This is a genomic window from Corynebacterium sp. MSK122, assembly GCF_030229435.2.
GTDB classification, from domain to species: domain Bacteria; phylum Actinomycetota; class Actinomycetes; order Mycobacteriales; family Mycobacteriaceae; genus Corynebacterium; species Corynebacterium marquesiae.
Genome location: NZ_JASPHV020000013.1, coordinates 1 through 18,678, shown reverse-complemented (window position 1 = coordinate 18,678; position 18,678 = coordinate 1). Strand labels below are relative to the sequence as shown.

At 58.4% G+C, this 18,678-nt stretch carries 19 protein-coding genes and 7 tRNA genes; 9 read left to right on the top strand and 17 right to left on the bottom strand.

The genetic code is table 11. From position 1 onward, the window contains the following. Positions 1–50 precede the first annotated feature (50 nt). The 9 genes from QP934_RS07020 to QP934_RS06980 form a co-directional block, all read right to left on the bottom strand. Entirely contained in the window at positions 51–1,277 is a 1,227-nt protein-coding gene (locus tag QP934_RS07020; RefSeq protein ID WP_419127166.1) for a Dyp-type peroxidase, read from the bottom strand. 2 nt (positions 1,278–1,279) lie between these two features. Continuing rightward, complete coding sequence (locus QP934_RS07015; protein WP_419127165.1) at positions 1,280–1,882, bottom strand: copper chaperone PCu(A)C; 603 nt, start codon at positions 1,880–1,882, stop codon at positions 1,280–1,282. Then, the gene (locus QP934_RS07010; protein ID WP_419127164.1) at positions 1,882–2,448 is read right to left on the bottom strand and encodes a copper resistance CopC family protein; all 567 of its coding nucleotides are present in this window, start codon (positions 2,446–2,448) and stop codon (positions 1,882–1,884) included. The genes QP934_RS07015 and QP934_RS07010 overlap by 1 nt, the downstream gene beginning before the upstream one ends. A 530-nt stretch (positions 2,449–2,978) precedes the next feature. After that, positions 2,979–3,054 (bottom strand) — tRNA-Gly (locus QP934_RS07005). A 44-nt stretch (positions 3,055–3,098) separates the two neighbouring features. After that, positions 3,099–3,170: transfer RNA gene (locus tag QP934_RS07000), tRNA-Val, on the bottom strand. A 27-nt stretch (positions 3,171–3,197) separates the two neighbouring features. Further along, positions 3,198–3,268, bottom strand: a tRNA-Cys gene (locus tag QP934_RS06995). 30 nt (positions 3,269–3,298) lie between these two features. Beyond that, positions 3,299–3,374: transfer RNA gene (locus QP934_RS06990), tRNA-Gly, on the bottom strand. A 38-nt stretch (positions 3,375–3,412) separates the two neighbouring features. Next, a tRNA-Val gene (locus tag QP934_RS06985) sits at positions 3,413–3,484 on the bottom strand. 47 nt (positions 3,485–3,531) lie between these two features. Continuing rightward, a tRNA-Gly gene (locus QP934_RS06980) sits at positions 3,532–3,607 on the bottom strand. Positions 3,608–3,852: 245 nt separating this feature from the next. Here QP934_RS06980 and QP934_RS06975 point away from each other — a divergent pair. The 5 genes from QP934_RS06975 (at position 3,853) to msrB (ending at position 7,260) form a co-directional block, all read left to right on the top strand. Next, positions 3,853–3,924, top strand: a tRNA-Val gene (locus QP934_RS06975). 73 nt (positions 3,925–3,997) lie between these two features. After that, the gene (locus QP934_RS06970) at positions 3,998–4,900 is read left to right on the top strand and encodes a DMT family transporter (protein WP_419127190.1); all 903 of its coding nucleotides are present in this window, start codon (positions 3,998–4,000) and stop codon (positions 4,898–4,900) included. Positions 4,901–4,971: 71 nt separating this feature from the next. After that, entirely contained in the window at positions 4,972–5,658 is a 687-nt protein-coding gene (locus QP934_RS06965; protein ID WP_419127163.1) for a pyrimidine reductase family protein, read from the top strand. 18 nt (positions 5,659–5,676) lie between these two features. Then, entirely contained in the window at positions 5,677–6,828 is a 1,152-nt protein-coding gene (locus tag QP934_RS06960; RefSeq protein WP_419127162.1) for a glycosyltransferase family 87 protein, read from the top strand. Positions 6,829–6,837: 9 nt separating this feature from the next. Continuing rightward, the gene (msrB, locus tag QP934_RS06955; protein ID WP_419127161.1) at positions 6,838–7,260 is read left to right on the top strand and encodes a peptide-methionine (R)-S-oxide reductase MsrB; all 423 of its coding nucleotides are present in this window, start codon (positions 6,838–6,840) and stop codon (positions 7,258–7,260) included. Between the two features lie 113 nt (positions 7,261–7,373). Here the strand turns inward: msrB and hemQ are convergent, their stop codons facing one another. Beyond that, entirely contained in the window at positions 7,374–8,075 is a 702-nt protein-coding gene (gene hemQ, locus QP934_RS06950) for a hydrogen peroxide-dependent heme synthase (protein ID WP_239273264.1), read from the bottom strand. Between the two features lie 147 nt (positions 8,076–8,222). On the opposite strand from hemQ, the gene QP934_RS06945 reads away from it, so the two are divergent. Further along, positions 8,223–8,882 (top strand): DUF3000 domain-containing protein, encoded by a 660-nt coding sequence (locus tag QP934_RS06945; RefSeq protein WP_419127160.1) that lies wholly within the window; start codon positions 8,223–8,225, stop codon positions 8,880–8,882. A 1-nt stretch (position 8,883) separates the two neighbouring features. Continuing rightward, positions 8,884–10,128 (top strand): HRDC domain-containing protein, encoded by a 1,245-nt coding sequence (locus QP934_RS06940; protein WP_419127159.1) that lies wholly within the window; start codon positions 8,884–8,886, stop codon positions 10,126–10,128. A 20-nt stretch (positions 10,129–10,148) separates the two neighbouring features. Here QP934_RS06940 and dxs read toward each other — a convergent pair whose 3' ends face one another. From dxs to dut, 5 genes are all read right to left on the bottom strand, one after another. Then, the gene (gene dxs, locus QP934_RS06935) at positions 10,149–12,074 is read right to left on the bottom strand and encodes a 1-deoxy-D-xylulose-5-phosphate synthase (protein WP_349819526.1); all 1,926 of its coding nucleotides are present in this window, start codon (positions 12,072–12,074) and stop codon (positions 10,149–10,151) included. 138 nt (positions 12,075–12,212) lie between these two features. Continuing rightward, on the bottom strand, positions 12,213–13,436 hold the full coding sequence (locus QP934_RS06930) for a class I SAM-dependent RNA methyltransferase (protein WP_419127158.1): 1,224 nt from the start codon (positions 13,434–13,436) through the stop codon (positions 12,213–12,215). Further along, positions 13,429–14,151: a DUF3159 domain-containing protein gene (locus tag QP934_RS06925; RefSeq protein ID WP_374043197.1), complete on the bottom strand. Its 723-nt coding sequence runs from the start codon at positions 14,149–14,151 to the stop codon at positions 13,429–13,431. The genes QP934_RS06930 and QP934_RS06925 overlap by 8 nt, the downstream gene beginning before the upstream one ends. A gap of 17 nt (positions 14,152–14,168) precedes the next feature. After that, a complete protein-coding gene (locus tag QP934_RS06920; RefSeq protein WP_340418846.1) occupies positions 14,169–15,116 on the bottom strand; it encodes a DUF3710 domain-containing protein in 948 nt (315 codons plus the stop codon). Between the two features lie 48 nt (positions 15,117–15,164). Next, on the bottom strand, positions 15,165–15,638 hold the full coding sequence (gene dut, locus QP934_RS06915) for a dUTP diphosphatase (RefSeq protein WP_340418844.1): 474 nt from the start codon (positions 15,636–15,638) through the stop codon (positions 15,165–15,167). Between the two features lie 64 nt (positions 15,639–15,702). Here dut and QP934_RS06910 point away from each other — a divergent pair, with 64 nt between their 5' ends. Continuing rightward, the gene (locus tag QP934_RS06910) at positions 15,703–16,239 is read left to right on the top strand and encodes a DUF3093 domain-containing protein (RefSeq protein WP_049377388.1); all 537 of its coding nucleotides are present in this window, start codon (positions 15,703–15,705) and stop codon (positions 16,237–16,239) included. 111 nt (positions 16,240–16,350) lie between these two features. On the opposite strand, the gene QP934_RS06905 is transcribed toward QP934_RS06910, so the two are convergent. After that, entirely contained in the window at positions 16,351–16,641 is a 291-nt protein-coding gene (locus QP934_RS06905) for a DUF4193 domain-containing protein (protein WP_049377389.1), read from the bottom strand. A 112-nt stretch (positions 16,642–16,753) separates the two neighbouring features. Then, positions 16,754–17,641, bottom strand: coding sequence for an inositol monophosphatase family protein (locus QP934_RS06900; protein ID WP_419127157.1), 888 nt, complete (start codon positions 17,639–17,641; stop codon positions 16,754–16,756). Here QP934_RS06900 and ppgK point away from each other — a divergent pair. Further along, positions 17,640–18,398: a polyphosphate--glucose phosphotransferase gene (ppgK, locus tag QP934_RS06895; protein WP_419127156.1), complete on the top strand. Its 759-nt coding sequence runs from the start codon at positions 17,640–17,642 to the stop codon at positions 18,396–18,398. The genes QP934_RS06900 and ppgK overlap by 2 nt on opposite strands. Positions 18,399–18,678 lie beyond the last annotated feature (280 nt).

The following is an 18,678-nucleotide window of genomic DNA, read 5'->3' as shown; positions in this document are numbered from 1 at the left end:
TCGGCGGCATACCTGGCCGCGTCCGCTATTTAAATTTACGGATAGCTATTCTACAACCCTGCATGCTCGCAGAGCGATTTTGCCCACCATGACTCGCGCCCGTCGGCATCGCGGGTGCCCGGCGGGCAGAAATACATAGCCGAACCAATATGAGTCAACCACTCGTTCAGCAGGTCCGATTTATCCAAACGGGCCTGGATAGGCTCGAATTGCTTGGTGGGATCTTGCTGATAGCAGATGAAAACCTGGCCAATATTGGAAAGCTGCCCATCCTTGCCATCGGGAGCTAACTCATAGTTATACGGGCGGCGCAGGATGCGCTGCTCTGGATGATCGGCCGGCGGGGCGGCAACGGCCATGTGCGAGTTTTTATCGATGACCGGCAGTCCGTAGTCATCTACCGCGTCGAAATCCGCAGCATCGAATTCATCCTTACCGGTAAGTGGGGCGCCGGTGTCGAGCTTGCGGCCCACCGCATTTTCGCGGGAGGAGCGATCGAGTTTCTCCCACGTATCCACGTTCATGCGAATGCGACGCACTACCATCGCCGTTCCGCCTTGTGCCCACTTCGGCCCTTTATCGATCCATACTTGAGCTGCAAAATCCTCCTCGATGCGCGGATTAACGGTGCCGTCCTTTTGCCCGAACATATTGCGCGCGGTAGCGCCCTTTTCGTGGCTGCCATAGGCATTAATAAATCCTTGCTGCAACCACTTCACGCTGGCATAGTGCTCACCTGCGCGCACCATGTGCCGCAGGGCGTAGGTATTCATCAGTGGGTCATCGCAGCAGATCTGCAAGACGATATCGCTTTGTCCCCACTTAGGCTCCAGCGCATCGCGTTTAAAGGAACGCACATCTCCCAACCAGCGTGGTTTCTCCACGCCGAGCAAGGAGAAAACCTTCTGACCTAGACCGCAGGTGATGGTCAAGTTGGCGGGCTGTTGCACCATTTCCGGTTCCAGGGTGCCCAGCGGCGCCTCCCCCGTACACAGCGCGCGGGCGTCCTCAGTCCACAGCTTCATGAGGCTAGCGAACCCCCGCTTGTCGACGCCCCTTTTAAGATCAAACCCAACCAGGTTCAGGTGCGCTTGCTCCGCGGTTGCGATGCCTGCTTGATGCTCGCCGTCAAAAGCCACGAGGGCGTCGGCCAACACAGGCTGTTCCTGTGCCCCAGCATCCGGGGAAGACCCCTGGTTATTGCAGCCTGCCAACGCGAAGGCGCTGGTCGATACCGCAGCGCCGGTGAGAAATCCCCTTCTGCTGAATCCAGACATAACTAGTGGTCGTGGCCTTCCTTATTGTGGGACATATCTCCGTGCTCCGTGTGGGACATATCGTGAGCTTCCATATCGCCGTAGTCCTCATCCCCAGCAGGCATGCTACGCGTTTGGATCTCGCCCAGATCGAGCTCTTCGCCGCCCTCTAGTTCCACTTTGAGGTCAAGGGATTCGCCGGGAGCGATGTGGTTTTCCATGTCCATGAGCATGAAGTGGTCACCACCAGGTGCCAGCTCGTGGGACTCGCCGGCTTTGACTACCAGTGGGCTCGACATTTCCTGCATCTTGCCATCGACAGTCTCATGCATCTGGTTCACCTTGGCATTGAGGCTGGTGGAAAAACCGGTGATAGCGATGTCCTTATCGGTATGGTTCACCAAGGTGCCAAAAATAGCAGTCATGTCCTTGTCCTCATTGGCGCGCACGACAGCATCCTCAAAGGTCAGTTCTTTAGATTCCGCAGCGGAGGATGTTTCCCCGACACTAGTGGAAGCATCCACCTTCGACTCGGTGGAATCATTTTGGTTTTGCGGTGAGCAACCCGCCAGGGCGAGGCCGGCCACAGTCAAGCCCACAAGGGCGATACTAGAAATCTTGGACATTATTTTTCACCTTCCGAATCAATGCGACGAGATTTGGCAGTAAATAGGACAACGACTGCGGCAATTGCCAAAACGCCGCCCACCCCCAGAATGATTTTCAGCGGCATTGACAGGCCCTCGGTTCCTTCCTGGCCTGCCGTGTCAGACTCTGGGGCCTCGGTATTTTCGGACCCGTCACCTTTGACAGAAAATTCCACACCGCCGCGGGTAGCGTGCCCATCCGAAGACGTGATCTGAAAGCCCACCTGGTAGTTACCCGGCCCAGGATGGACATCCGCAGGGGTCGCAATGGTGAGATCCCGCTCATGGAGCTTTGGTTCCTGGCTAAAGAGTTTTTCACCAGTATCCGCGTTGGTCACGGCAAAGGTATTGAAGTCTTCTTTGGGGATGCCAGAAAACTCGAGGGTGATTTCCTTAGGGAACTCATCGAGTTGGTCGCCGTCTTTGACCGAACCGCCAATAACGGAGTCGTGCGCCAAGGCGGCCGGCATCGACCCGCCCAGCACCAGTGCTGCAGTGCCGACTGCTGCCGCCGTGCGGCGCAGCCAAGGTACGCGGTAGCCCATAGATAGCTCCTTTTGTGTTGAAAATGCACAAGTTGAATTGTCAGACATACTAGCCCCGCGACTTGCCAGAGCGGCAATCACAAAAAGCAGCGCGTCGAGACATATGTCGGCTTGAACTGGGATCGAGTTCCGCCTTCGAAATAAAAAGAGGTATTTATCACTATTTAAGCCAAGTTGACTCAATTCGAACGGGCCCTACCTTAGGACCTCTCCATTTGTCGGGCTTTAAAAACGGACCAGAAGCCATCAGGGCAAAAATAGCCAAGGCGGCGCCTACGCCGATAAGCGCCAAAGGCCACGCCGCGTCGCCGCTGCCGTCACCCGCATCTGCCGCAGTAAGGCCCGCAAAGAAAAGTACAGTCCCCGAAACAAAAGACGGGAAGCCGCAAGCTCCAACCAATAGCGGTACCACTAATGCGCGTAACATCTTTCCTCCTCCGCTGAAGGTTTTAACCTTGCAAAGGCAAGCGTATCGCACAAAGCGCAGAAGGAGACATAGAAAAAGCCACCCCGTGGCAGGGGCGGCTATATGGAGCGGATGACGAGACTCGAACTCGCGACCCTCACCTTGGCAAGGTGATGCGCTACCAACTGCGCTACATCCGCACAACAAACCGGAGTTTGCTACAGAGTCCCAAAAGGGACCCTCGTGCGCGATACTGGGATTGAACCAGTGACCTCTTCCGTGTCAGGGAAGCGCTCTCCCACTGAGCTAATCGCGCTTAATGCCCTAAGGCATTAAGAAGTTGAGGTGGAAACGGGAATCGAACCCGTGTGCACGGTTTTGCAGACCGTTGCCTCACCACTCGGCCATTCCACCGTGGCGATACCGCCTCACACAATACAGTGCTGGAGCGGATGACGAGACTCGAACTCGCGACCCTCACCTTGGCAAGGTGATGCGCTACCAACTGCGCTACATCCGCATGCGAAACCAGGCCCAGTTTCTAGGACAAAGTCCTTGTGCGCGATACTGGGATTGAACCAGTGACCTCTTCCGTGTCAGGGAAGCGCTCTCCCACTGAGCTAATCGCGCGTTATTCATTTAGAATCACTCTTCACGGGAGAACCCTTAGAAAAGCGTGGAGCGGATGACGAGACTCGAACTCGCGACCCTCACCTTGGCAAGGTGATGCGCTACCAACTGCGCTACATCCGCATTGCCCCGCGAACTTTGTACCGTTGCGGTGCGAGAAGAAACATTATCGTGCTCCGCGCCAGTTTCCAAATCCCCAGCCCAGCGGCATTCTTTCCGGCGCCGATTTTTTACATTCGAACCATCCCAAAGCACACTGATGTGATTCTCCGAAGACAGTGAACCACAAGCCGCCTCCCTCTGATGTGCACTCCTGCCCAGCCAATTAGGTGTTTGAATTTAGTGCGGTGTAGATTTAGCCACCGCAAGGTCCTATAGCTCAGTGGGAGAGCGTTCCGTTCACACCGGAAAGGTCACTGGTTCAATCCCAGTTAGGACCACAATTTCCCGTCCATAGCTCCACTCCATGGGAGCTTGGGCGGGTTTCTTTATATGCCTGTAAAGTGTCCCGACGTGTTGTGGATTCTCTTAGGCATTATCGCCGGACTCGTTCTGCCCGTTCAGACCTTGGTTAATACGCGCCTTCGCGCGTCTACTGGCACGCCGTTTTCCTCTTCGCTCATCTCGTTTGCCGTGGGCACGTTGACTTTGTTTGTCATCGCGACAGCCGTCACCGGCGGCGAATTCGGCATTTCCCGTGCCTTTGGGGAACCGCTGTGGATTTGGTTCGGTGGCCTGCTCGGCGTGGTTGCGCTTACTGGAAATATCCTGTTGTTTCCTCATCTGGGTGCGGTCCAGACCGTGGTCCTACCCATCGCGGGCCAGATCATGATGGGCCTTGTCATCGACCACTTTGGACTATTTGACTCCCCCACTTCCCCACTAACCCTAGTTCGCGCGCTAGGGGCACTAGTTGTCCTCGGTGGTGTGATTTCTATTGTAGCCAGCCCCGGCGCGCCGACGAAGCAAGAGGACAGCGCTATGACGTTATGGCTTTGGCGCCTCGCAGGCTTTGTCTTTGGTTGCTTTACTGCAAGCCAATCCGCCATTAACGGCCACCTTGGTCAGATCACCGGGTCGCCCGTTAGTGCGGCTTTGGTTTCTTTTGGCATTGGCGTTTCCGCGCTGGTAGTGCTCAATATTGCTTTGCGCTGGCGCCCTCGTATTGAGCGTCCCGAGGGAAAAGCTAACCCATGGTGGATGTGGGCAGGCGGTGCCTTGGGAGCCTTGTTTGTCTTTGGCAACGCGGCCTTAGTACCGCAGATTGGTACTGGGCTTACTGTGGTGGCAACCCTTCTTGGTTCCATGGTGGGCTCCGTATTGATCGATCGTCTGCGGGGCGCCCCCGTAGCAATGCGCCAGGTAGCCGGCATTGCAGTGATTTTGGTTGGCGTAATACTCATCCGCTTGATGTAGGCCCATCGTCTGGGGTGCGTCGTGCGCTTTACCGTTCTGAGCATCTGATGTCTTAACTAGGCTGGGGAGGTATGGATATCTCTTCGCTATTGGGCCCAGATTCCGGTGACGTATTCACCATCCGCACGAATATGGTCAGCACGCTAACCGGCTCGGCAACCATGAACCACGTTTCCGAAGACATGGGAAATGATACTGACGGGCAGCTCTTCGCAGCTTTGCGTAACTGGGCAGACGTCGTGTTGGTGGGTGCGCAAACGGTGCGTGCGGAGGATTATTCAGGAGTTGCTCCAGTCACGGATGGCTCACGTCCCGCTCCGATTGCGGTGCCTTCCCGCAGCCTTGATTTCGATATCACCTCGGACTTCTTCACGGATTTTACTACCCCTCCCATCCTCCTAGTCCCCCATAGCAGCCGGGACGACCAAGAGCTCGCACAGCGCATCGCGACCATCGAATCCGCAGGCGCGGAAGTCTGCGATGCTGGCGAAGGAACCGTGCAGGACTACATATCCGTCTTGAAGGACCGCGGGTTTAAGCGCGTACTCTGCGAGGGCGGGCCAGGAATGATAGGGCAGCTGGTAGACCTCGATGCCATCGACCAGATGTATTTGACCCTAGACCCGCATCTATCTACCGGCGTGGAAACTCCCATGGCGACGTTTCAGGGCGAGCATTCCCATCGCCGCATGCAATTAGAAAATGTCGCGGCCGATCACGATGGCACGGTGTTTCTGCGGTATTCCCGCGCCCGCTAGGCCGTAGACTAAGGGGCCGTGAATTCCCGAATCAATGCCGCTGCCTGGCCCGTGGCCATCCTGCTTGTTGTGCATCGCGTGTTAATCATCGCGCGCAATGGCACGCCGACGGATGATTTCACCACGGTGTATAACGCTGTGGTACGCATGTCCACTGGCCAGCCGGTCTATGAGCAGGCTTATAACCACGTTGATCCGCTGTACCTGTATACCCCGGGGGCGACGCTGCTGCTCGCGCCGCTAGCGCACATCGATTTTTCGCTGGCACGGGGACTATTCATCGTCGCCAACGCTGCTGCAATCGTGGCAGCGCTAGCGGTGCTCACCCTTACGGTGGGCCGCACACTTACTTCGGCAGTGTGGCCAGTATCCATCGCTTTGGCCTTTGTCACGGAATCGGTGACCAATACACTCGCATTTACCAATATCAACGGCATTCTCTTGCTGTGCATGGCCGTGTTCTTGTGGGCCTTCGTGCGCGCCGAGCGCACCCCATGGATGGGCTGGGTGACAGGCGTGGCCATTGGACTGGCCATCGTCATTAAGCCGCAATTTGCGCCGTTGCTGTTCCTGCCCCTGGTCAAGCTACAATGGCGCAGTCTCGCGACCGGCATCAGCGTACCGGTAGTACTCAACCTACTAGCGTGGCCGCTCGTGCCAGACGCTAGCGGCTTTGTGGATAACCTCCTGCCCTACCTCTCGGAAACCCGAGACTATGCCAATTCTTCCTGGGCAGGCTTCCACGCCTACGTTGACTTTGGCGCGGGACTGTATTGGACCATCTGGTTGATATTTGCCGCGCTTTCGGCCGCAGCGATTCTCGGGCTTTTGCGCTGGCGCAACTCCGATCCGACCTTGTGGGCACTGACGACCAGCGGGGCGATCATGGTGGGTATCTTCTTCCTATCTTCCCTTGGCCAACAGTATTACTCCATGTGGTTATTCCCATTGATGTTTACCGTTGTGCTCAAGCGATCGGTTTTCCATTCTGCGGGTGCGTGGTTTGCGGCCTTTCTCTATTTGGCTCCCGTTTCCTGGGCGTCTACAGCGCACCCGGATGCTGGTCGGTGGATGAATTTTTTCACGGCCACGGCGGGATGGGCGCTGCTTATCGTCGCAATTTTCGCTACGGTCGCCGGCTGGTGGCGTGCCGCGCGCAGCACGGTTTAAACTCGGCCCATGACCGATTTCAAGCTCATTGCCGATACCGAATGGCGCCAGCGCTTAAGCCCCGAGGAATACTACGTCCTGCGCGAAGCCGGCACCGAGCCGCCCCACGTAGGCGAGTACACCAATACCACCACCGAGGGGGTCTATTCTTGCCGCGCGTGTGGAACGGAGCTTTTCCGCTCTACGGAAAAGTTTGAGTCCCGCTGCGGCTGGCCTTCCTTTTTCTCCCCACTCGCAGGGGACAAAATCATTGAGCGCGAAGACAACTCGCTAGGCATGCGTCGTGTAGAGGTTTTGTGCGCCAACTGCGAATCCCACCTGGGGCACGTCTTTGAGGGCGAGGGCTACGATACCCCCACCGACTTGCGTTATTGCATCAACTCCATCTGCCTGGACTTGGAGGAAAAGCCGGTAGAAGGTGACACCGCCTAAGGTGGCATGCACAAGAAAACGCGCCCCGTCAGCAGCCTAACTTGCAGGCTAGTGACGGGGCGCGGCTAAGAGGGGACGTCGCCAAGCAGGGCTACTGCTGGACGGCGCTTCTTTTAGGGCAGTACTGCGATAAGCTCTGCTACGTCCTTGACGCGGCGGCCGGTGTGGAAGGGAATCTCCTCCCGCACGTGGTGGCGGGCCTCGGTGTACCGCATCAAGTACATCAGGTCGACGATGCGGTGGAGCTCATCCGCCTCGAAGGCCAAAATCCACTCATAGTCACCCAGGGCAAAGGCTGGGACGGTATTTGCACGCACATCGGGGTAGTCGCGCGCCTGCATACCGTGCTCCATGAGGATGCGGCGACGCTTTTCCTCGTCCATGGTGTACCAGTCATAAGAGCGCACGAAGGGGTATACCGAGATCCACTCCTTCGGCTCCTCACCCATGATGAAGGATGGCAGGTGGGACTTATTGAACTCTGCTGGACGGTGCAAGGAATTGCCCACCCAGGTCACTTCGCTGACTTGCCCCAGAGTGGTCTCGCGGCGGAAGTCCCCAAAGACCTTCTGCAGGTCAGAGAATTCCTCAGCGTGCCACCAGATCATGAAGTCGGCGGAATCGCGCATAGCCGTGAGGTCGTAAATGCCGCGCACCGTTACCTTCCCGGCCTTTTCCACGCCGGCAAAGAACTCCTGCGCTTGGGCGATGATCTCCGCTCGCTCGGTGCCGAGCGCGCCCGGAATCACCTTAAAAACCGCGTGCTGGGAATATTGCTGAACCGCGTTGAGTTCCTTGTAATCAAGCTTCGCCATTGCGTTCTCCTTTGCAGAAGCCTCTCGGTTTACGAACATATCCATCATAAGTTGGATATGGAAACTTGTCACTTCCCCTCCCACGCAAATGGCGACACACTTGCGGATCGGCGCGCCTCCCCCAGCTAGAGGCCGCGAAACTATAGCTTGAACGTCGTGAGCAATTCCGAATCGACCACCCCACGCAGCGCCGAGGCTACCGCCCCCACCCCTTTGCACGGGCAGGCGGAAAGCCACGAGCCAGCCACCCCCGCCGCCTTCACTCAAGCAGTGGAGTCCATGCACGCGGCCGACCTGCGCCCTGAGATAACCCTAGGCTCCATTCGCCCACCGCAACGCCTTGCGCCGTTTAGCCACGCAATCGGCCTCGAAGTGGGAAACGAAGACAACCCAGATATCGTGCCCACCGATGCAGAGGGCGACGCCTTTGGTCGCCTCATCCTGCTCCACGATCCGGGCGCTGAGGAAGCTTGGGAGGGCGCCATGCGCCTTGTGGCCTATATCCAGGCGGATATGGACGACGCCGTAGCCGGCGATCCCCTCTTGCCCGATGTGGCGTGGCAATGGCTCAACGAAGGCTTGGAAAAGGAGGGAGCCGACCACACCAATTTGGGCGGCACCGTCACTTCCACCGCGTCCGTGCGTTTTGGAGAGATTGGCGGGCCTCCGCGCGCCTACCAGATCGAAATGCGCGCTTCGTGGACTGCCGAAGGCCTCGACCTCGCACCCCACGTGCAGGCTTTTGCCCAGGTATTGGCCAACGTTGCCGGACTACCCCCTGAGGGCGTCACCGAGCTCGGCCGCTAATATGCCAGAATTGCGCAGCCGGCCGCTCGAGGGCATCCCGCCGGTTCTTGCCACCCCGGAGGAATTCACCGCTGCCGCAGCCCGCCTAGCTGCGGGTACGGGCCCCTTTGCCATCGATACCGAGCGCGCCTCCGGCTATCGCTACGATGATCGCGCCTTCGTAGTGCAAATTCGCCGCCGCGGCGCGGGAACGATGCTTTTTGCCCCTGAAGGCCACCGCGAGGAGCTCACGGTCGCCCTTGCCCCAGTGCTCAACGGCACGGAGTGGATTATTCACGCCGCCCATTCGGATTTGCCTTGTCTCGGGTGGCTCGGTCTATTTCCTGGCTCCATCTTTGACACGGAACTGGCGGCACGGCTCGCCGGATTTGAACGGCCCAATCTGGGCACTATGGTCGCGGAGCTTTTTGATGTCGAATTGGAAAAGGGCTACGGCGATGCCGACTGGTCCGCCCCGCAGCTCAGCGAGGAACTCAAGGCATACGCCGCGCTCGATGTGGAACTGCTCCTCGAGCTGGCCGAAGCCCTGCGCGACATTCTGGCCGAACAAGACAAGATGGACTGGGCTTTAGAAGAATTTTCCGCCATAGTCCAAGAACATTCCGGAGACTTCGCTCCCCAGCCGCACACGTGGCGCGATCTGAAGGGCATCTCCAGTTTGCGCAGCGGCAGTCAGCTCGCTGCTGCTCGAGCGCTGTGGTTTAAGCGCGACGCTATCGCTCGGCGCACGGACACTGCGCCCGGCCGGGTATTAGCGAATAAGACGCTGGTAGAAATTGCGCGCGCCCTTCCCACCACCGCCGGCGATCTTGCCCGAGTCAAGGGATTTCCCCGCCGGCGCAAGGGCGCGACCGCCCAGTGGATGGCTGTACTTAACCAAGCGCGCGCTGTTCCCCAGCAGCAACGGCCTCGCACCCATCGAGCCCCACAACCGGTTCCTTCCAAAACCATCTGGGCCAAGGACTACCCGGACCTATGGGAGATATACCAAACTATCCGCGCGGACATCGCCGATCTCGCCGCTGAACTCGGTATGCCATCCGAACTCCTTATCCGCCCTGCCGCTTTGCGTGCAGCGGTATGGGCGAAGGTAGGTGTGCGCGCCGATAAGCGCCACCGCGGACCTGATCCTGTCGCCGGCGCCATTCGCCAGCCAGGCGACGTCGCTGCGTTCCTCCGCGCGGAGGGAACGCGCGAATGGCAAATAGAAATGACCGCCCCGATTATCGTGGACGGTCTTTTCTAGAAATATTTAGCAGGCTAGGTTTAGTTTTCTTCTCCTCGCGCGTTGGCATCAGCAGTGAGGTTTTCTAGCCACTCGCTTATCGACGCCGACATAAGCTCTGGCGTTAGCCCAAATTCTTCCAAAACCTCGCCGCGGGAGCCGTGCTTAGGGAAGTAACCCGGAACGCCGAGTCGGCGCACAGGAGTATCGACCTCGGCTGCGCTGAGGGCCTCCGAAATCATGGAGCCAATACCGCCGCGTACAAGGCCGTCTTCTGCAGTAACCACCAAGTCGTGGTCAGCGGCGAGAGCCACCACAGAGCTTGGCACCGGCGCTACCCAACGCGGGTCAACAACGGTAACGTTCACGCCCTGCTCGCCGAGCAGCTTTGCAGCCTCGATGCTGCGAGCGGACATGGCACCGATGGAAACGATGAGTACCTCAGGGGTGTCCTCGCCGGCATCGGCTTCGCCATAGTGCAGGATGTCTACACCATCGCCCAACGTATCCACCGCTTCCATATCCGGCAGCAGGTTGCCCTTAGGGAAGCGGACCACGGACGGGCCAGATTCAATCTCTAGCGACTCACGGAAGAGCTCCCGCAGGCGCGCGCCATCGCGCGGGGCGGCAATATGCATGCCCGGCACAATGCTCATGAGCGCCATATCCCACACGCCATTGTGCGAAGCGCCATCGGAACCGGTAACTCCGGAGCGGTCAAGCACGATGGTTACCGGCAGCTTTAGCAGCGCAATATCCATAATGACCTGGTCCACGGCCCGGTTTAAGAAGGTGGAATATACCGCCACGACGGGGTGCATCCCGCCGAGCGCCAAACCAGAGGCAGAGGTCATTGCGTGCTGCTCGGCAATTCCCACATCAAAGAACCGCTCTGGGAAGCGCTCTTGGAAGGGAGCGAGCCCAGTTGGTCCGGCCATAGCAGCGGTAATGGCAACGATGTCATCGCGCTTTTCGGCAGCGGCTAGCAGCTCCTCTGAAAAGGCGGCCGTCCAGCCAGGCTGCTTGGTGCCCTTAGCCACACCGGTGACCGGATCGATAGCACCGGTGGAGTGCATCTGGTCCTTCGGCTCATTGACGGCTGGGGCAAAACCGTGGCCCTTTTCGGTAACCACGTGCACGATGATGGGCCCGTCATAATCGCGGGCATAAGTCAGGGCATGCACCAAGCTATCGATATCGTGCCCGTTGATGGGGCCGATGTACTTCATCCCCAGTTCCGGAAACATCTCGGTAGGCAAGACGGTGGACTTGACGCCTTCCTTCATGGCGTGCAAGGCATCAAAGGCACGCTCGCCCACCCATCCCATTTGCTTCAGGCGGCGCTTACCCTGTTCCATGAGCTCGTCATAACCGTGCTGGGAGCGGATGCGGCCTAGGTTTTCGGAAATGCCACCGATAGTGGGCGAATAGCTACGGCCGTTGTCATTGACCACGATGACCGCATTGCGCCCCTTATCCTCAGAGATATTGTTTAATGCCTCCCAGCACATGCCGCCGGTGAGGGCGCCATCGCCGACAACACCGATGACATTGCGGTGACCGTCGCCGCGAATCTTGAAGGCCTTAGACAAACCATCGACCGTAGACAGCGACGCCGAAGCGTGGGAGGACTCGGTCCAGTCATGCTCGGATTCGCCGCGGTCTGTATACCCCGAAAGGCCGTCCTTTTGCCGCAAGGTATCGAATTGATCCGTGCGCCCCGTCAACATCTTATGCACATAGGACTGGTGCGAAGTGTCAAAAATAATTGGCTCGCGCGGAGAATCAAATACGCGGTGCAACGCAATAGTCAGTTCCACCACGCCCAAGTTAGGCCCCAGATGTCCGCCCGTGACGGAGACCTTGTCAATGAGGCGCTGCCGAATCTCTGCCGCCAGCTCCTCAAGCTTGTCTGCAGACAGTGCCTTGAGGTCCTGCGGCGAGCTAATGGTATCCAAGATAGTCATGGAGCGGCCTTCAACTCCTTCTGTGCTTAGTTCTTCTTTTCTACCGTACCCGCGGCGGGCGGTGAATATTATATCGGTCAATGTTCCGAGAACGGCGCGGCAACGTGCCACACCCCACCTCGGAGCCATAAAGGCTCCTTAGGCAGGGGTAATGAGAGCAATCGTTTCAAAGTGATGCGTTCCGGGGAACGCGTTAATGAGTGCCATCTTCTCTATTCCGTATCCGTGCTGGTTCCAGTATCCCAAGTCGCGCGCGAAGGTGGCGGGGTCACATCCCACGTGAACGACCGCCTGGGGTGCAGCGGCCGCCACGGAACGAATCACGTCCTCCCCTGCTCCTGTGCGCGGCGGATCAAGGACTACAGCGCCAGGCTTGGGAAGCTGTGCGGCGACGTGCTCTACCTTCGCGGACTTTACTTCCACATCGCAGTCCGCCAGGCCGGCCTGTTCCCCGGCCGTAGCCGCCGGTGAGTAATCCACGGAGATAACCTTGCCCTGCACGGCGTCGGCCAATACTGGAACGAAGAGGCCAACGCCACCGTAGAGATCCCAGGCGGTGTGCTCTTGGTACTCGCGGCCCCCGAGCCACTCCGCTATCAGATCGGTATACGCGGCCGGAGCGTGGCTGTGGGCCTGCCAGAAGGCGGTAGCAGGAAAGCTAAATGTCCGCCCGGCGACATGCTCGTGCACCTTGCCGCTGCCTTCTACCACCTCACGGATGGTCTCCACGCGGCGCTCGCGCGGGGCCTTGCGGGTTTCTACCACGTGGCGATTGCCCTCGCCATCGAAAACGGCGATAACCTCAGCACCTGGGGTAAACCGGCGCGCGCCCTCTCCAACGAGCTCCTCTGCCAATCCCGGAGCCAGCTGCGTACACGCAGCGCCCGTAACAAGCTCATTGGACCGACGCTGACGGGTTCCGGCGCGCCCTTGCTTGTCGACGCCCCACCTCACCCGCGTGCGCCATCCCCGAACCGGCTCTAAGGTGTGCTGCTCAATTTTCAGTTCCTCGCCGGTGACAACACCGGTGCGGCGCAGCTGCTCCGACAAGATCTCTGCCTTGATTCCGGTTTCGGCTGCGGGATCCAGCTCGGCGAAATCACAGCAGCCTGCTCCTTGCGCGGCCGCAGGACATGACGATGGAACACGCAACGCCCCAGGGCTTAGTACGCTTTCCAGCTCTGCCTTAATGAACGACTTCTTTACACGGCCGGCCGTAGCTTTTACGACGTCGCCAGGAAAAGCGCGAGGGACGAATACCACTCGCCCATCCGGTGCCTGGCCAATTCCTTCCCCGCCGTGCGCCATGCGGTCAATGGTGACCTCAAAACTATCGCCACGGCTCATCGTTGATTCAGTCATTTTCTGCCTCAGACTTTTGTTCTCGTTCTGCGTTAGTGTGCTCACCTGTGCCCGCCGCTGCGTCAACGGCTGCATCCGCGCGGCGCACCATCCACACGGTCAACGCCGTAACTAGAAGCGTCAACGGCCACCCCATCAGGATTCGGGTCACCCCTAAGGCCGTGGTTGCATCCGCATCATAAATAGCGCGCTGAACAACAAAACGGGCCAGGAAGATGACCGCCCACCCACCAGTAGCGATGGCATAAGCCCGGCGCGCCTCTGGAACCTTTTGCCACTGCATTTCCTCGCCATTGATCCCCTTCCAGATGACACCCACAGCGGGCCACCGAAAAAGGATTGATAGTACCGCGGCAATGCACAGCGCCAACGACATCCAGATGCCGTACAAGAAATACCCTTTTGCATCACCGGTAAACCAGGCGATGGCTGCGCAAAGAGCCACTCCCAGCAGACCCGATATGGCTGGCTGCAGGGTCTCTTTACGGATTACCCTCCAAAGTGCAATAACAACGGCCACGCCGAGCGCCGCCGCTAAGGCTGGCCCCAGCCCAAAAAAGTTATTGACAGGAATCAGCACAATGACCGGCAAGGTCGCCGAGATGAGCCCTGACAAGCCTCCCATTTGCTCCAGCAGGGTGGGTTCGGCAGCAGACTCCTCAGAGTCCAGGTTCTTAGCGTCCGGGGAAGGTTGCGGCGAGGAAGAATGTGTCACGTGGTTTACTGCTTTGCCTAGTTCTTGGAATTAGGTGCAGAGCCCTCATCGGGATTCTGCGGGGACGATCCATTCTCACCCTGTTGTGGGGTACCGCCCAAATCGCGCAAGTGTTGCTCCGCCTCTGCTTCTGCCGCAGGGTCGGGGCCGCCCACGCCGTTTTCTGGGTGGTGTTGAGCATTAGCGGCTGCCTGCTGTTTTTGCTGGCGCTGGTCCATGGCCTGCTTGACCTGCTCTACGAGCTGCTCGGGCATGATGACCGGCAAAGCATTTCCCGCCAGGATGGGGTCTTCCCCGCGGTAGACGAAGGTACGGGCAGCAACCTCGCGGGCTATGTCTGCTAGGTCTGCTTCCATACCGGCCGGCGCGGCCAGGGTCATGCGCAGCATCCAGCGCGGACCATCTGCGCCGATAACGCGGACCTGACCGTTGTCGTTCTTGCCCACGACCTCAGCACCCCAAGGGCCTGGCTCGGTAGTAACGGTAAGTCCGTCGCGGCTCATGCCCTCCTTGATGTCCTCCACGGATTCTGCCCACTGGCCCGGCTTACGTGGGGCAGCAAAGGCTACTGGAGTAATTCGGCCTACCTTGGTCACGATGTGCAGCATTCGTGGGCCTTGTTCGCCCATTTCCACTTGTACCTGGGATTCCTTTGGCAGTGGGATGCGCAGGGACCCCAGATCTAATACGCCAATGGAAAAGTCGCTGAAATCAAAGGTCTCGATATCGACGGAGTCGCCATCAAAGGGGCCGGTCTGGCCATTGATGGCATCATGGGCGAATTCGCGGGGTTCATTGCCAGAAGCCGCCGCGGTATCTGCTGCGGTGTCGCCTACTGGAGCATAGGTCTCCTGCGCCTCCGCATCCGCGGACGTGGGGTCCGCCGACTTTTCGCTTTGTGCTGCAGGCTTTTCCTGAGCCTTCTTTTCTTCGTCGTTCTTCTTGCCAAAGGGCCAGATTCCCATGGGTGCTACGTCCTTTCTAAAAGTTTCGTTAAGTCTCTACTGCTTGAACTACACACCGGTAGAGCCATAGCCGCTGGCTCCGCGGACGGTGTCATCCAATTCTGCAACCTCAGCAAACCCCACCAGCTCTACGCGCTGGACCACGAGCTGAGCGATGCGCATTCCGCGTTCGATCTCAATAGGAGTATGCCGGTCGTGGTTGATGAGGCAGACCTTGATCTCCCCGCGGTAATCGGCATCCACCGTGCCCGGGGTATTGACAACGGAAAGCCCTTGCTTGGCGGCTAGTCCGGAGCGCGGGTGAATTAAACCGACCGTTCCTAGTGGCAGCGCAATGGCAATCCCGGTGCCGACGAGGGCGCGCTCGCCGGGTTGCAGGGTAAGAGCTTCAGCTGCATAGAGGTCCGCACCGGCGTCGCCACGGTGGGCGCGGTGCGGCAACGGAAGCTCCTTATCTAGGCGCTTGACTTTAACGTCCCCAAAGGGGCTTTCTGGTTGAGAATGCGGAATCGAGTCAGTCACCTGGCCAATCCTACCTGCCTTGGAAGGTTCATTCTGCGGCGCGTGTGGACTAGACTGACTAGACGTGTCTGATACATCCGCTACTTCCGCAACTCCGGCACCGTCAAGCGCCGCTTCGGCACAGGGCACGGTGGCCCCTCAGGTGCTCTACCGCGAACGCCAATGGGTCCCTTGGTACTTTTGGCTTTTTGCAGCCGCCATCGTGGGGCTTACTTCCGCTACCGCTGGCCTTAACCGCTCCATGTGGTGGACCATTATTCCCGCGATCCTCCTTGGCGCTATCGCCGTGTGGGTACTTATTACCTGGTCCAATACAGTTATCAAGGTAGAGCGTGACCCGGATGGAACGCGTTGGCTCACAGTCAAAGATGCCCAATTGCCTAACGACGTCGTGTCGCGGTCTATCACCGTTCCTAAATCTGCGCGGCGCAATGCGCTGGGTCCGCAGTTCGATCCCGCAGCATTTTTGGTTTCCCACGCTTGGGTGGATGAGCACGCCATGATGGTGCTCGATGATCCAGAAGATGATACTCCTTATTGGCTCATCGCCTCGAAGGATCCGGAGGCTTTGCTCCACGCTTTCGTTCCGGAACAGCACTAATCTTTATTGACTTCGCACACCACAGAAAATGTGGTGGCTGCTACAACAAACCCCGCACCCGGCAGGTTTAAAGTTGCCGAGTGCGGGGTTTCGTTTCTGCTGAGTATTCCTTTAGGCGCAATCCTTGCAGATTGGTTGGCCGTCCTCTTCGTGAGAGTAACGCTTATTTGACTGCACTAGGAAACACGAACCGCAGGTAAACTCATTTTCCTGACGTGGAACTACCTCAACATTAAGCTCCTCGCCCGTGAGGTCTACTGATGGCGGCTGGAAGGCTTCGACGATTTCTCCGTCATCGTCCATGCCGTTGTTATCGCCCTCAGCGGCTTTGAGTCCTTCTAGGGAGTCAGTTTCGAGTTCATCTTCCGCGCGCCGGCGCGGTGCGTCATAATCGGTGGCCATAATGCACGCCCCTAATGGTCAAGTTGCTTTAAGGAATGGGTATTTATCGATCGCGCATAGTAAAGCACAAATGGCTCGATGTCATCTCACCGCTCGCCGGCGTGGGAAACTATTACCCCCGCAGCGCGTCCGTGGCCCTGTGCGCTGCTAAAAGCTTTTCGAATGCGGGGGCCAAATCTGCCCCCGCGGCCCAGGTAAGTTCACCGTCAGCGGAGCCTTTATCAAAGCCTGGATGGCGCACCACCGCACCTGCCTCGCGAGCAATGATTGCCCCCGCAGCGAAGTCCCACGCATTGATGCCGTGCTCAAAGTAGGCGTCAACGGTTCCCTCTGCCACCCTGCATAGGTCGAGCGCAGCAGCGCCGATGCGGCGAATATCACGCACATTAGGAAGGAGCTTGGTAAGGAGCTCGGCTTGGGCTGCTCGCCGGTCAGCTTCGTAACCAAATCCGGTGGCTACCAAGGCCAACGCAGGATCTTGTGTCTGGCCACACCGCAGTGCGTGCTCAATTCCGTCTGGGCCGGTGACCGTGGCACCTCGGCCGGCTGCGGCAGCATAGGTGCGCCCGCGCGCCACGTTGACCACCGCGCCAGCTACGAGGTGCCCTTGGTATTCTGCACCAATGGATACGGCGTAGTCCGGCACCCCGTAGAGGAAATTCACGGTGCCGTCAATCGGATCGACAATCCAGGTAACACCACTCGTCGATTCCACATTGGCGCCTTCTTCGCCAAAGATTCCGTCCCCGGGGCGTTGGGTGCGGATGGTGGTGGCAATGAACTCCTCTGTCGCGGTATCGACCTCCGTTACTGGATCTACGTCACTGGACTTGGTGTGAGTATGCGCCGCGATGCCGTCGCCTGCTACGAGTTCTGCGCGCCGCGCAGTAATTAATTCCGCAGCCCGCGTGGCGGTAGAAACGGCAAAATCCCGCAAGTGGAGAAAATCGATCTGCTCAGTCATGCCAACTATTGTGCCTTCTTCTAGACTATCGGGCATGACTACTCTTTCTGGCCATTCCTTCGGCATCGATATCGGCGGCTCCGGCATTAAAGGCGCTGAGGTGGACCTTGCCACCGGCGAATTCGTGGGTGAACGCATGAAGATCGCCACCCCACAGCCATCTACGCCGCACGATGTTGCCAAGGTCGTAGCCCACATCGTGCAGGAAAAACAGTGGGACGGCCCCGTTGGCATCACCCTGCCTTCCGTGGTTCGCAACCAAGAAGTCGAGACTGCGGCAAATATTTCCAAGGACTGGATTGGGGTCAACGCCACAGAACTCTTTGCGGACTACCTCGATGCAGATTTTGCCGTGCTTAACGACGCCGACGCGGCGGGACTAGCCGAGGTCGCCTACGGAGAGGACATCGCCAAGCAGGGCTCCGTAATTTTCCTAACCCTAGGCACCGGTATCGGTTCGGCATTCTTCCTAGACGGCCAGTTGTTCCCTAATACCGAACTGGGGCACCTCACGGTGGGCGATGACGAGGCTGAGAAGATTGCGTCCTCGGCCGTAAAGGACCGCGAGGATCTCAAGTACAAGCAGTGGACTAAACGACTCAACAAGGTCCTCGCGGAATATGAAAAGCTCTTTAACCCGCAGGCCTTCCTCATCGGGGGTGGAATTTCCCGCAAGTTTGAAAAGTGGGGCCCACACCTTGATATTGAAACCCCCGTCATGCCTGCACAACTGCGCAATCGCGCAGGAATTGTCGGAGCTGCAATGGCGGCGGTAGACGGTTTGAAACCCTAATATTTGCGCACTGCAGGTGACCCTATCCACCGGCAGATTGGAAAGATCCTCTATACTGGGCGGTCGATCCTAAGTTAAATAGCTCTAGGGCGTGTCTGGCCTGCATAAGGCCACAACGCGCTAACATCACACTGATGCACGAGCGCCCGACTAGGGCGCACAGAGCTGTTTCAATCAAGAAGTTAGTCGAAAGGGCGTACGTGGCAGCCACTGAATCTTCAGACCAGGCACTCGGCGAGGGCGAAAACGCCGCTGAGGCATCTACTCCTGCAAAGAAGAC

Excerpts from the sequence above, each read along its gene's own strand:
- QP934_RS07020 (WP_419127166.1), bottom strand. The coding sequence starts at position 1,277 with ATGTCTGGATTCAGCAGAAGGGGATTTCTCACCGGCGCTGCGGTATCG.
- QP934_RS07015 (WP_419127165.1), bottom strand. The coding sequence starts at position 1,882 with ATGTCCAAGATTTCTAGTATCGCCCTTGTGGGCTTGACTGTGGCCGGC.
- QP934_RS07010 (WP_419127164.1), bottom strand. The coding sequence starts at position 2,448 with ATGGGCTACCGCGTACCTTGGCTGCGCCGCACGGCGGCAGCAGTCGGC.
- QP934_RS06965 (WP_419127163.1), top strand. The coding sequence starts at position 4,972 with ATGGATATCTCTTCGCTATTGGGCCCAGATTCCGGTGACGTATTCACC.
- msrB (WP_419127161.1), top strand. The coding sequence starts at position 6,838 with ATGACCGATTTCAAGCTCATTGCCGATACCGAATGGCGCCAGCGCTTA.
- hemQ (WP_239273264.1), bottom strand. The coding sequence starts at position 8,075 with ATGGCGAAGCTTGATTACAAGGAACTCAACGCGGTTCAGCAATATTCC.
- QP934_RS06940 (WP_419127159.1), top strand. The coding sequence starts at position 8,884 with ATGCCAGAATTGCGCAGCCGGCCGCTCGAGGGCATCCCGCCGGTTCTT.
- dxs (WP_349819526.1), bottom strand. The coding sequence starts at position 12,074 with ATGACTATCTTGGATACCATTAGCTCGCCGCAGGACCTCAAGGCACTG.
- QP934_RS06930 (WP_419127158.1), bottom strand. The coding sequence starts at position 13,436 with ATGACTGAATCAACGATGAGCCGTGGCGATAGTTTTGAGGTCACCATT.
- QP934_RS06920 (WP_340418846.1), bottom strand. The coding sequence starts at position 15,116 with ATGGGAATCTGGCCCTTTGGCAAGAAGAACGACGAAGAAAAGAAGGCT.
- QP934_RS06905 (WP_049377389.1), bottom strand. The coding sequence starts at position 16,641 with ATGGCCACCGATTATGACGCACCGCGCCGGCGCGCGGAAGATGAACTC.
- ppgK (WP_419127156.1), top strand. The coding sequence starts at position 17,640 with ATGACTACTCTTTCTGGCCATTCCTTCGGCATCGATATCGGCGGCTCC.
- QP934_RS06900 (WP_419127157.1), bottom strand. The coding sequence starts at position 17,641 with ATGCCCGATAGTCTAGAAGAAGGCACAATAGTTGGCATGACTGAGCAG.